General features: G+C 60.0%; 11 protein-coding genes. 4 read left to right on the forward strand and 7 right to left on the reverse strand.

The window, feature by feature from the left end:
• Positions 1-61 precede the first annotated feature (61 nt).
• The 4 genes from FBZ97_RS08960 to FBZ97_RS08975 all read right to left on the reverse strand — a co-directional run bounded on the left by FBZ97_RS08960 (position 62) and on the right by FBZ97_RS08975 (position 4094).
• A complete protein-coding gene (locus FBZ97_RS08960) occupies positions 62-886 on the reverse strand; it encodes a sugar phosphate isomerase/epimerase (protein ID WP_145318536.1) in 825 nt (274 codons plus the stop codon).
• Between the two features lie 25 nt (positions 887-911).
• Positions 912-2087: a dihydrodipicolinate synthase family protein gene (locus tag FBZ97_RS08965; RefSeq protein WP_145318539.1), complete on the reverse strand. Its 1176-nt coding sequence runs from the start codon at positions 2085-2087 to the stop codon at positions 912-914.
• A 12-nt stretch (positions 2088-2099) separates the two neighbouring features.
• Positions 2100-3257, reverse strand: coding sequence for a Gfo/Idh/MocA family oxidoreductase (locus FBZ97_RS08970; RefSeq protein ID WP_145318542.1), 1158 nt, complete (start codon positions 3255-3257; stop codon positions 2100-2102).
• A gap of 129 nt (positions 3258-3386) precedes the next feature.
• Positions 3387-4094, reverse strand: a complete 708-nt coding sequence (locus FBZ97_RS08975) for a TetR/AcrR family transcriptional regulator (protein WP_113329828.1) — start codon at positions 4092-4094, stop codon at positions 3387-3389.
• Between the two features lie 284 nt (positions 4095-4378).
• Between FBZ97_RS08975 and FBZ97_RS08980 the strand changes: the two genes are divergently transcribed.
• The gene (locus tag FBZ97_RS08980; protein ID WP_145318545.1) at positions 4379-5599 is read left to right on the forward strand and encodes a TIGR03862 family flavoprotein; all 1221 of its coding nucleotides are present in this window, start codon (positions 4379-4381) and stop codon (positions 5597-5599) included.
• Positions 5600-5610: 11 nt separating this feature from the next.
• On the opposite strand, the gene FBZ97_RS08985 is transcribed toward FBZ97_RS08980, so the two are convergent.
• Positions 5611-6564 (reverse strand): NAD(P)-dependent oxidoreductase, encoded by a 954-nt coding sequence (locus FBZ97_RS08985; RefSeq protein WP_145318548.1) that lies wholly within the window; start codon positions 6562-6564, stop codon positions 5611-5613.
• A gap of 552 nt (positions 6565-7116) precedes the next feature.
• Between FBZ97_RS08985 and FBZ97_RS08990 the strand changes: the two genes are divergently transcribed.
• Entirely contained in the window at positions 7117-8691 is a 1575-nt protein-coding gene (locus FBZ97_RS08990) for a gamma-glutamyltransferase (RefSeq protein WP_145318552.1), read from the forward strand.
• Complete coding sequence (locus FBZ97_RS08995; RefSeq protein WP_145318555.1) at positions 8688-9932, forward strand: amidohydrolase family protein; 1245 nt, start codon at positions 8688-8690, stop codon at positions 9930-9932. Before FBZ97_RS08990 ends, FBZ97_RS08995 begins: the two co-directional genes overlap by 4 nt.
• Positions 9933-10025: 93 nt before the next feature.
• On the opposite strand, the gene FBZ97_RS09000 is transcribed toward FBZ97_RS08995, so the two are convergent.
• On the reverse strand, positions 10026-10940 hold the full coding sequence (locus tag FBZ97_RS09000; RefSeq protein WP_183809014.1) for a proline iminopeptidase-family hydrolase: 915 nt from the start codon (positions 10938-10940) through the stop codon (positions 10026-10028).
• A 54-nt stretch (positions 10941-10994) separates the two neighbouring features.
• Entirely contained in the window at positions 10995-11777 is a 783-nt protein-coding gene (locus FBZ97_RS09005; RefSeq protein WP_145318561.1) for a LuxR family transcriptional regulator, read from the reverse strand.
• A 131-nt stretch (positions 11778-11908) separates the two neighbouring features.
• On the opposite strand from FBZ97_RS09005, the gene FBZ97_RS09010 reads away from it, so the two are divergent.
• Entirely contained in the window at positions 11909-12799 is an 891-nt protein-coding gene (locus tag FBZ97_RS09010; RefSeq protein ID WP_145318563.1) for a proline iminopeptidase-family hydrolase, read from the forward strand.
• Positions 12800-12849: the final 50 nt, after the last annotated feature.

A 12849-nucleotide genomic window follows, 5' to 3' on the forward strand; every position in this document is an offset into this window, starting at 1 on the left:
CGAAAAAGAGCCGGGCCACTTGCTGGTCCGGTTTTTTGTTATCGATCCTGGGTACTGCCACTCAGCAAACACTGCGGAAACGCTCGATGCAGGTGGAGAGGACCTCCTCACCCGGGCGCTTCCACCAATCATTCTGAGAGAAGATCTCGACCTCCTGCAAGCCAAAGAAACCGGCCTTCTCGATCTCCGCGCGAATACGCTTCAAGTCGATGACACCGTCGCCCATCATGCCGCGATCGAGCAGCAGGTCCGTGGTCGGCACCAGCCAATCGCAGATATGATGCGCCAGGATGCGGCCACCGGCGCCAGCACGCGCGATCTGCTGATAAAGCTTCGGGTCCCACCAGACGTGGTAGACATCGATCGCGACGCCGATGCCTTCGCCCAGGAGATCGCAGATGTCGAGCGCCTGCTCCAGCGTGTTCACGCAGGCGCGGTCGGCCGCATACATAGGATGCAACGGCTCAATCGCGATCGGAATACCGGCGCTGCGCGCATGTGGCAGGATCGCCACGATACCGTCCGCTACCATCTCGCGGGCATGCGTGATATCCCTCGATCCTTCCGGCAGGCCACCGACAACAAGGACGAGGCAATCGGCATTCAGCGCCGCCGCTTCGTCGATCGCCCGCTTGTTGTCGTCGATTGCAGCCGCCCTACCCTCGGCGCTTGCCGCGGGAAACATGCCGCCGCGGCAAAGGCCAGTCACTTTGAGCTTGTTGTCGGCGACGATGCGAGCAGCCTCCGAAAGCCCGATCTTTTGCACCTGATCGCGCCAGGGCGCAATCGCGACGATATCCTGCTTCAGGCAGGCTTCGACCGCCTGGCGCATGTCATATTGCTGGCGCACCGTCGCCAGGTTGATGGACAGACCCTCTACGGCCATCGTGATCCTCCCCCATTCTTATCCGCTAGTCGATGCCGATGGTGGCAAGGATTGCCTTCATGCGATAGACTGCGAGATCCGGATCACGCAGTACGCGCGCCGTGTCCGCCAGACGGAACAGCTCCGAAAGATGCTGGATCGAGCGAGCGCTCTGCTGGCCCCCGAGCATTTGGAAATGATCCTGAAAGCCGTTGAGATAGGCGAGGAAGACGACGCCTGTCTTATAGAAGCGCGTCGGTGCCTTGAAGATATGGCGCGATAGCGGGACGGTCGGCGCCAGGATCGCGTGGAAGGCGTCGAGGTCGTTCTGAGCGAGCTTTGCGAGAGCTGCGCTCGCTGCCGGCGCGATGGCATCGAAGATGCCGAGCAGGGCATGCGAATAGCCCTGCTCGTCACCGGCGATCAGTTCTGCGTAGTTGAAATCGTCGCCGGTATACATCTTGACCGACGGATCGAGCCGGCGGCGCATGATGATTTCCTTCTCTGCCGAAAGCAGCGAAATCTTCACGCCATCGACCTTGGCTGCGTTCTGATTGATGATCGCTGTTGCCGTCTTCATGGCCAGCATGTCGTCGGCCGAGCCCCAATAGCCCGCCAGGGCCGGATCGAACATCGAGCCGAGCCAATGAATGATGACGGGCTCTTTGACCTGACCGAGGATGCGGTCGTAGACCCTGACATAGTCGTCCGGGCTCTTGGCGACTGCCGCCAGAGCCCGGCTCGCCATGAGAATGACGCGGCCGCCCTGTCCTTCGACATAAGCGACCTGTTCCTCATAGGCGCGGATGACATCATCGATCGTGACATCGGGACCGGGCTGCAGATGATCAGTCCCGGCGCCATAGGCGATCACGGCATCCGGCCGGCCGCGGGCGGCCGACTGCGCATGCGCGATCAGCTCCTTTGCGCCGGTCCAGTCGAGTCCCATGCCGCGCTGTGCGGTATCCATCGCTTCCGCGACGCCGAGGCCGAGACCCCAGAGATATTCGCGGAAGGCGATCGTGCGCTCCCAGTCGATGTTGCGGTCAAGCCAGGGATCGTTGTCCGCAAGCGCATCGACCACGACATGCGCCGCCGCATAGGCGACGCGATTGAAATGATGACCGCCAGCCGGTTTTACAGGCGCGATCAACGGCTCATTGACGGGCGTATAGCCGGCGATCGTGCCATCGGCACTTGGCAAGTGAAGACTTCTCTCCATGAGATCAGCCTCCTAGCGGGCCGACAGCGAGGGAACGTCGACCCAGCGGCGTTCCGCCCAACTCTTCTGTGCCAGCTCTGCCAGCTGCACACCCTTGGCGCCCTCGCGCAGCGTGAACTTCCAGGGCGCGTCCTCGGCCACATGGCACAGGAACTGCTCCCATTGCGCCTTGAAACCATTGTCGAAGGCTTGCGTGTCAGGCACCTCTTCCCAGGTATCGAAGAAATTGATCGGCTGCGGCTGATCGGGGTTCCAGACCGGTTTCGGCGTGTTGACGCGATGCTGTGTCCAGCAGCGCATCAGGCCGCAGACAGCGGATCCATGGGTGCCGTCGACCTGGAAGGTGACGAGATCGTCGCGGCGTACACGCACCGCCCAGGAGGAGTTGATATGGGCGATAACGCCGCCCTCGAGTTCGAAGGTAGCATAGGCGGCATCGTCAGCATCGGCGACATAGGTGTTACCGTTCTCGTCGACTCGGCTTGGAATATGCGTGGCGCCGAGGCAGCTGACTGACTTGACTTCACCAAAGAGATTGTCGAGCACATAACGCCAATGCGGCAGCATATCGAGGATCATGCCGCCGCCATCCTTTTTGCGGTAGTTCCAGGAGGGGCGCTGTGCTTTCACGCCCCAATCGCCTTCGAAGACCCAGTAACCGAACTCGCCGCGCACGGAGAGGATCTTGCCGAAGAAGCCGCTATCGCGCAGCATGGCGATCTTGCGCAAGCCAGGCAAGAAGAGCTTGTCCTGGACGACACCGTTCTTGACGCCGCGACGTTCGGCGGAGGCGGCAACCGACAGCGCCTCCTCCAGCGTCTCCGAGATCGGCTTTTCGCAATAGACATGCTTGCCGGCGGCAATCGCCTTTTCGAGAAGCTCGACGCGCATCTGCGTCGAGCCGGCATCGAAGAAGATCGTATTGCTGGGATCGGCAAGAGCGGCGTCGAGATCGGTCGTCGTTTTGGAAAGACCATGCTTGCGCGCAATGGCCTCGATCTTCTCGGCATTGCGGCCGACAAGCACCGGCTCCGGCATCAGCCTGTCGCCGTTCGATAAAAGAACGCCGCCCTGTTCGCGGATCGCCAGGATGGAACGCACGAGATGCTGGTTATAGCCCATGCGGCCGGTAATGCCGTGCATGATGATGCCGATCGGCTTCGTTGCCATGAGTTTCTTCCTCCCGTAAATAACTATATAGTTACATAACTGACATGGCAAAGCCATGCTGTCAACGGCCATCGTCAATGGCCGCAGCGGCAATCGTCTATCGTTGCTGAGTCTGTTGCGCGGGAGATTTCAGGGACGCAGATAGGCGAAAATCACGTCGACGATATGCTCCCCCCAGGCGTCGATTTCGCTCTTGTCCGAGAGATTGCGACGGAAGATCGTCGAGAGCGTCCAACGGTTCGTCAGGAAGAACGAGCCGAGGGCCGCGATGCTCATATAGATCTTCACCGGATCGCAGCCGCTGCGGAATACGCCCGCGGCCGCGCCACGGTCCAGCAGGCCGGAGATCTCCGACACCAGCGGCGAGTGCAGCTCGAAAATGCGCGCCGAACGCTTCAGGAAGCGGGCCTTATGCATGTTTTCCGTGCTGAGGATTCCTAGGAATTCCGGGTGATCCAGAAAATATTGCCAGGTGAAGACGACGAGCTCCCGCAAGCCGTCTGCAGGGGAGCGGTGCGAGAGGTCGAGCCGTGCTTCCGCCGAACGGATGGCGATATAACTGCCTTCGAGAACGGCGACGTAGAGCGCATCCTTGCCGCCGAAATAGTGATAGAGCATCCGCTTATTGATTTTCGCCCGTTCGGCGATGGCATCGACGCGAGCACCGCCATAGCCGCGCTCGGCAAATTCCTTGGTCGCGGCCGCCAAAATCGCCTTGCTGGTGCGTTCCGCATCCCTGAGACGGGGCCGTTCCGAAGCTGCGCGCGAGGGAGTTTTCTCTGCATTCGCAAGGCCTGCATTCCTTGCGCTGCGCTTCACGGTCTTGGCTTCTGACATCATGGCTCCCGGCGGCATTTTGTAAGGCTTATGCGGCCCACCCTCACGCCGATAAGTAACCGATCATCGCATAAGTTGACAGCCCCCGGTGAATCAGAAGCAATAGTAACCATATGGTTATATCGATTTAAACGTGGATATGAAGGATACGAGAGGAAACGTGGGATTTCCGGCGCTGCCGTAACCCGGCTCAACGACAGTGAGATTGGACCGCGACGGCGGCGATCTTGCGTTCGGCCACCATCCGGCCCTAGAGAACAGTAGGCAAGCGGCACCGGGTGAGTATGACAAAAAAGCAAATCGCAATCATTGGCGGCGGCCCTGCCGGGTTGATGGCGGCAGAGACCTTATCGCGGATTGGCCATCGCGTCGTGATCTACGACACCATGCCGACGGTTGCGCGCAAGTTTCTGCTGGCCGGAAAGTCCGGTCTCAACATCACGCATTCGGAAGATTACGGTGTCTTTGCCAACCGCTTCGGCGCCGCCTCGTCCCGATTGCGCGCAGCGCTTGACGATTTCCAACCGGATGACATCAGAGCCTGGGCGAAAGGCCTGGGAACGGAAACCTTCATCGGCTCATCCGGCCGCGTCTTCCCGAAAGTCATGAAGGCCTCGCCGCTGCTGCGTGCCTGGCTGGCCAGGCTGCAGGCGGGTAATGTCAGCATCATGACGCGGCATCGCTGGTGCGGCTTCGAGGACGACAGTCTGGTCTTCGAAACACCGAATGGGCGCGAGCTCGTGCATCATGACACCGTTCTGCTGGCACTCGGCGGGGCAAGCTATGCCCGGCTCGGATCGGATGCGGCATGGGTCAGCTGGCTTCGGGGCAAAGGCATCGATATCGCCGCCTTCCAGCCGGCCAATTGCGGTTTCGACGTCACCTGGAGTGCGACCTTCAGCGAGCGCTTTGCCGGCGAACCCCTCAAATCCGTGACGGCTACATCGGAAGAAGGGACTTTTCCCGGCGAATTCGTCATCTCGAGAACGGGAATCGAGGGCAGTCTGGTTTATGCGCATGCCGCCTCGTTGCGCGACCGGTTGGCAAAAATGGGCGAGGCTTCGCTCATTGTCGATCTGGCACCGGGACGCGATGAGGCGCGCTTGGCGCGCGATCTGACGCGGCAGGACCCAAAGGCCAGCTTCTCTAATCGCCTGCGCAAGGGTGCCGGCATCGAGGGCGTCAAGGCAGGCCTTTTGCGCGAGCTTGCCGAACCCGCCGTTCTCTCGCATCCGGAAAGTCTTGCCCGCCTGATCAAAGCCCTGCCGATTCCGTTGCTGCGGCCAAGGCCCATTGCCGAAGCCATCTCGTCTGCCGGCGGCATTCGCTGGGATGAGCTCGACGAGAGATACATGCTGAAGAAACTTCCCGGCCTGTTCGCGGCCGGAGAAATGATCGATTGGGAAGCGCCGACCGGCGGCTATCTTCTGACGGCCTGCTTTGCAACCGGGCATGCGGCAGCAAAAGGCATGGATGCTTGGCTCAGAACCACTGACCAGGCTTAAAGACTGGCCTTTCAACCGATCCGACCATTCGCCATCAGCCAGGCAACCGCCTCCTGAACGGCCTGCAGCGACGTATAGCGCGGCCGGTATCCAAGCAGCCTCTCGGCCTTCGCAATCGAGCAATTCGGGCTTCTGGCAATGTGCTCCCAGGTCGCCTGCGCATCTTCCGCCGACTGGCCTTCGGCCCATGCTTCATAGGGCAGGAATTCCAGCTTCGGCTCATGTCCGAACCAGCGCGACATCGCTTCGGCATAGCCTCTAAGCGTCAGCGCACCGCTTGAAACCGCATGGAAAGCCTCTCCTGTCGAGGCCCGCCAATTGGCGATAGCGCCCATGAACATTTGCGCGACATCATCGGCATGGACATGGTGAACCGTCTCCAGGCCGAAATTCGGCAGGACGAGGGTTTCACCGCGCGCCAATGTCGAAAACGCCGACAGATTGAAATGCCCGGCGGGATTAAGAGGCTCCCAGCCTGGACCGACAATATGGCCGGGATGGATCAGGGTTGCGGGAAATCCCCTGCGGCGCGCCTCCTCAAGCAGATGCGCTTCGATCGCCGCCTTCTGGATGCCATAGTCGCCGAAGGGCCGCTTCGGCGCCTCTTCCGGCGTCGGAACCACAGTCGAAAATCCATGTGTCCAGATCGTACCCGTATGCAGGAAATGGCCGACATGATCGGTGAGCGCCTCGGTCAGATGCCTTGCGCTGTCGAGCGTGAAGCAGATCATGTCGATGACGATATCCGGTTTCAAGGCGCGAATGGCTGGACCGAAGCTGCCCTCCTTCTCCATGGCGGAGCGATCCATCGCCTGCATCTCCACATCATTCCACGCTTTGTTCGGCGAATAGGGTTTGGCGTGGCCGCGGCTGATCGCCACGACCTCATGCCCTGCTTCCACGAGCCGCGGCACGAGATAGGTGCCGATATGGCCCGTTGCACCGATAATCACCGTGCGCGTCATGATGTCCTCCCGACGGTCAAGATCGAAATCGGCGGCTGCCGATATGAAAGAAATGATCTGCTCCGTGAGAATAGGAGAGCGAACGGCTTTGTCATCCCTCTCATGGCTGAAAAAGTCATTCACCACCGTCTTCATTGCAGGGGGCGGTGGCGGAGGCATCCCGAGCATCACTTTAGCGTAGACAATGGTGTAATGCGCTGCGATCGAGATTACGGATAGCTCCCGCAGACAGCCCAGTGCGTCATTCAATGGCAGCTCCGTCTTCCAGGCCACATCGGGGACTGAACCGCCACTTTTTCCATCACCCATACACGAACATGCGAATTCCTGGGCACTCGCTGAGGCATGAACGCAAGATCGGCCTTTGGCATCTTTGCAGCCTTGGCAACAAGGGACTGATTTATTCTGAATAGATACAATGGCTTGAATCATGATCGCGCAGCTGCGGCGCCTTATGGCATCGGTATTGCATGTCCGGTTTTCCAGACCATGCCGCCAGGATTTACCAATGCCGAATAAGACATCATCGCCATCCGGGCGACCGCTGTTTTCATGATTCCCTCCACCAGACAGACCGCTCAAACCAATTCGCCATCGTCCCGCGCCATGATTGCGACACCGCATTGGCAGGCCAGCGAAGCAGGCGCGAAAGTGCTCAGACGCGGCGGCAATGCGATTGAGGCACTGGTCGCGGCCGGAGCTGCTCTATCGGTAACCTACCCCCATTTCTGCGGGCTGGGCGGTGACGCTGTCTGGCTGGTGGCGGACGAAGTAGGCAATGCTCAGACTTTCCTCGGTATCGGGCAGGCGGCTGCGGCCATTCCGCGTGGAGACATACCTTTGCGGGGCGCGGCCTCTACCCTGACGACGGCCTGCCTCGTGGATAGTTGGGAGAAAGTGCTTGCCTATTCCGCCGACGCATGGGGCGGCACGGAGCGATTGCCGGCCCTTCTCGACGACGCCATCGCACTGGCGGACGCCGGCTTCGAAGTCAGCAGGTCGCAAGCCTTCTGGTACGAATTCCGGCGCGATGAACTGAGGAACTGGCCAGGCTTCACCGGGCTCTTCCAGTCCGGCGGAATCCAGCACCAGCCTGGCTTGGCGCAGACGCTCAAAGCCATAGCGCGTCACGGCACCCGCGAATTCTATGAGGGGGCTCTCGCCCGTCGAATTGTAAACGGGCTTGCCGAGGCCGGCTCTCCTCTTTCGGCCGCAGATCTTGCTGCCACGCGGACTGATGTCGCGGCTCCTCTCCAGCAGGCGTATCGCGACACGATACTTCTTGCTCCACCCCCACCGACGCAAGGAATAACCACCCTCGGTATCATGGGTGTGCTCGACCATCTGCCGATGGCAAATTTCCAACCCGACGGTCCAGCCTATTATCATGCGCTGGTCGAAGCCGTGAAACAGGCGTTCCTCAATCGGCATGCGATCGCCGATCCTCGTTTCGCCGAGGACGTCTCGAAATATCTCCTCGATCCAAAGCGCCTTGCCGCCAAGGCTGCGGCGATCGATCCGGCACAAGCCCTGCCTTGGCCACAAGATTATCGACACGGCGACACGGCGCTGCTTGCCGTCGTGGATGCAGACGGAAGATGTGCGTCGCTGCTGCAAAGCCTCTATTTCGACTGGGGCAGCGGCGTGGTGGTCGGCGACACTGGCCTCCTCTGGCAAAACAGAGGGGCGGCCTTCAGCACCGATCCGGTAAATCCCAATTGCATCCAACCGGGAAAGCGTCCTTTCTATACGCTTAACCCGGGCCTTGCGCTCAAGGACGGGCGTCCGCATCTGGTCTACGGCACACAGGGTGCGGACGGTCAACCCCAGACCCTGTCGCTGCTGCTCAGCCTGCTGATCGACCACGGCCTTGATCCCGCTGCAGCACTCGCACGCCCGCGCTTCTTGCTCGGCCGCACATTTTCCGACAGTCGGGATAGCTTAAAGATCGAGGAAAATATTGGCGCCGAAACGGTTTCCGTCCTCGCCGCCATGGGACATGAGATCTCCACCATCGATGCCTTCAGTCCACTTGGGGGCCAAGCCGGCGTGATCCGCATCGGCGAAGACGGGGCGATCGACGGCGCGCATGATCCGCGGAGCGACGGAGGCGCGATCCTGCTGTGAGCGCCAACGGCCAACCGTTCGATCTCATCATTCGAAATGTCCGTGTCGTAGAAGATGGCGATTTCGTCGACATCGGCGTGCGGGGTGACCGGATCGCAACCATCGAACCCCGCATTCGGTGCGACGCAATATCGGACGTCGACGGCGGGGGAAGCTTCGCCTTCGGCGGATTTGTCGATACTCACATTCATCTCGATAAGGCCTGCATTCTCGATCGCTGCACGATTTGCGAGGGCACGCTGGCTGAGGCCGTGCGGGAAGTCGCCAAAGCCAAGGCCGGCTTTGAAGAAGCCGATGTTTATTCGCGCGCTGCACACGTCGTGGAGAAAGCGATATCCCATGGCACGACGCGGATGCGCACCTTCGTCGAAATCGATCCGCGCGCGGGCTTCCGCTCCTTCGAAGCGATCAAGCGTCTCCGTCGGGATTATGCTTTCGCAATCGATATCGAAATCTGTGCTTTTGCCCAGGACGGGCTCACGAACGAACCCCAAACATACGACATGCTCGACGCAGCACTTGCCGATGGTGCGGATCTGGTGGGTGGCTGCCCCTATACAGATCCTTCCCCCGCCCGGCACGTGGACATGATTTTCGCCCTCGCATCAAAACACAATGTCGCGGTCGACTTTCATCTCGATTTTAGTCTCGATCCGGATCGAACCGATCTGCCTGACGTGATTGACGCGACGCTCCGTCATGGCTGGCAGGGCCGCGTATCGATCGGCCACGTCACCAATCTGTCGGCCATGCCGCAGGCGCAGATTCTTGCTATTGCCGATGACCTGGCAAAAGCAGGGATCGCTTTATCGGTGCTTCCGGCAACCGATCTGTTTCTCATGGGCCGAGGTCAAGACCGGCTGGTTCCACGTGGCGTAGCGCCGGCCCATCTGCTTGCAGGAAGAGGAGTCGTCACGTCCATCGCGACCAACAATATTCTCAATCCCTTCACGCCCTATGGCGACGCTTCGCTCATTCGCATGGCCAACCTTTACGCCAATATCGCCCAGCTTTCACGTGACGAAGATATGAGCCTGGTTTTCGACATGGTGACCGGAATGACAGCGGGCCAACGCGACGGCAGCACATGCCTGCAAGCCGGCGACGAAGCGACGATCGTGCTCCTCGACAGTACCGGCCCCGGTGCGGCCGTGCGCGAGATTGCCCGAGTGATTGCCGGCTGGAAAAAGGGGCGCAAGAGCTTCGACAACGGCCGCCCTATGCTCCACAAACCAATCTAGAACGTTGCGCTATTCCACTAGCGAGCCGAGTTGATCCACGCCGGAAGAAGCGACGTGGGCGGCGCAATTGGATATCCCGTCAAGGCCCAAAGATCAGTCATGCCGCTCCAGAAAGCCTGACACGGTCTTCAGGCAAAGATCCTTCTCTTCGACATGCGGCATGTGGCTCGAATTTTCAAAGAGCACCCACTCGCAACCCTTGACGCCATCGACATAAGGCTTGACCACCAGCGGCGTCGCCTCGTCATACTTGCCCGAAATCAGCAAGGTCGGTGCTTCGATAAGGGCAAGCCTGTCTTCGATCGTCCAATCCTTCATGGTGCCGATGACGTGAAACTCGGTCGGGCCGTTCATATTGCGGTAGACGGTATTGTCCTCGTCCATGGTAGCGAAGGTGCGAGCAACCTCCTCCGGCCAAGGCACGACACGGCAGACATGGCGATCGTAAAAGACGCGGGAAGCGGCGATATATTCCGGATCGGTGATCGTGCCGGCCCGTTCGTGCCTTAGCAGCGTATCCTGCACCTCCTGCGGCAGCTCCTCGCGAAGACGGTTCGCTTCCGCGACCCAGGTATGCATGTTGGCCGGCGAATTGGCGATCACGAGCGCTTTCAGACCCTTTGGTCGACGCACCGCATGTTCGGCACCCAGCATGCCGCCCCAGGATTGCCCGAGAAAGGCGTAGCGCTCCTGAATGCCGAGATGCCTTAATAACGCATCCAGCTCATCGAGGAAAAGCGCCGGCGTCCAGAAATCGGGGCCTTTCTCCGGCAGGCGCGTGGACTTGCCATTGCCGAGTTGATCATAGTGGATGACGGCGCGGCCATCGATTTCGGCAATGCCCTTGAAGCTGTCGACGTAGTCATGAGTGCAGCCCGGCCCGCCATGGGCGACGACGAGCGGCAGCCTGCCGGAATCGAGCGAGCCGGTGATGCGGTACCATGTCCGGTATTCACGGAAGGGCAGAAAGGCTTCCTGCGTCGGGATTGCGGCCACGTGTCTCTCCATCTCCAGGCTTCGATGGACCAGACCATAACGCGGCCGAAACGGGTACGGCAGCTATCACAAGTTATAGGATGGCTGTGCGTCCAGCAGGCGATAATGCGTGGCCCGGACGACTGCCTGCGTGCGGTTCTTGGCGCCGAGCTTCTTTGCCGCGGCATTCAAGTGCATGACGACGGTCGGCACCGAGCGATCGATGATGCGCGAGATCTCCTTGGCGGAATAGCCCTCGGCGGAATAGCGCAGGCATTCCCTCTCGCGCTCCGTCAGCCGGATTTTGCCGACACTCAGCGCTGCGGTATCAAAGAGCGAATAGGCCGTCTCATGAAAGACATGCGCAAGCAGGTTGAAATCGGCGATATAGCGCAGAGCGTCGCGCTCGAACTCCTTGTTGGCACCAAATCGAATTCCGGTGACCGTCGCATAATCGCCGCGCGGCATGTGCACCGGCACAGTGACACCCGTCGACATGTCGCGCTCGCTCAAATATCGCGCAACGGGAACCGTATCCTCGCTCATGAAGCGCTTGATCAGCGTATCGGCATCGGGATCGTAATTCCAGAAGAACGGCGCCGAAGTCCGTAGCGCCACTTGCTGTACGGGATCGATGCGGAAATAGCCGCGATCGAACCAATATTCATACATGTCGTCGGAGATGTTCCTGAGCTTCAGAAGCGAAGGGATCATGATCTTGCCGTCTAGGTCGTAGGGCACCGGCGAATAATCGTAGATCAAAGCCTCGAAACCGATTGCCTTCATGCTCTCGAAGATATGATCGATACGGCCGTCCAGCGTCTGATGCGCCGTGAACTGGCGCCTGATGGTTCCGATTTGATCGAACATGCAGCGGTTCCCGTCTGAGCCTGCGACCTCCCAACCTATCACTTCTTATAGCTGGTGCCGAGCGCGGTTTAAGGTAAAAATTTAGCCATGCTCAAATATTGAGCAAGCAGAATCTTTCGCCGGAGTTATCAATGTGGCGTGAAATTGAGCCGGAGGCGCGGTATGTCGTCGAGGTCGATGGCTACAAGGTGGTTGCCTACAGCTTCGGCAGCGGGCCGGAGACGGTCTACTGCCTGAATGGCGGCCCAGGCTTGCCCTGCGACTATCTGCGCGAGGCGCATTCCTGCCTGATCGACAAGGGGTACAGGGTCGTCGCCTTCGACCAGCTCGGCACCGGCGCCTCCGACCGTCCCACAGACAAGGGTCTATGGACCATCGGCCGCTATGTCGAGGAGACTGAAACCGTACGCAAGGCGCTCGGCCTCGGCAAGGTCCACATGCTCGGTCACTCCTGGGGCGGCTGGCTGGCGATCGACTATGCCCTGACCTATCCCGAGAACCTTGAGACGCTGATCCTCGAAGATACCGTCGCCGACATGCCGCATCTGATTTCCGAACTGGAGCGGCTGCGCGCGGCACTCGGGCCGGAAACCGTCGCCATGATGCAGAAGCACGAGGCGCAGGGCACCTATAATCACCCCGAATATCTCGCCGCCGTCACCATCCTCAATTATCGCCACGTCTGCCGTCTGCCGGAATGGCCGGCACCCGTCCGCCGTTCGCTCGACGATTGGAACATGGGTCCCTACGAGACGATGCAGGGGCCGAACGAATTTCTCTATATCGGCAATCTCAAGGACTGGAACCGCATTCCGGACCTTCCGCAGCTTGCCATGCCGGTGCTGATCACGGCGGGCGAACATGACGAATTGACGCCGGCCTGTGCGCTTAGGATGAAGCGTGCCTTGAAGGATGCCGAACTCAAGGTCTTCGCCAATGCCAGCCACATGCCTTTCTATGAGAACCCGTGGGATTACTATCCGGCGCTCCTCGACTTCCTGTCGCGGCATAGGGCAAGCTGATGCAAACTAAGGTGATCCAATCCCACCGACGACAAGGGGGCGATCGCCGC

This window comes from Rhizobium sp. ERR 942 (assembly GCF_007828395.1).
GTDB classification, from domain to species: Bacteria; Pseudomonadota; Alphaproteobacteria; order Rhizobiales; family Rhizobiaceae; genus Rhizobium; species Rhizobium dioscoreae.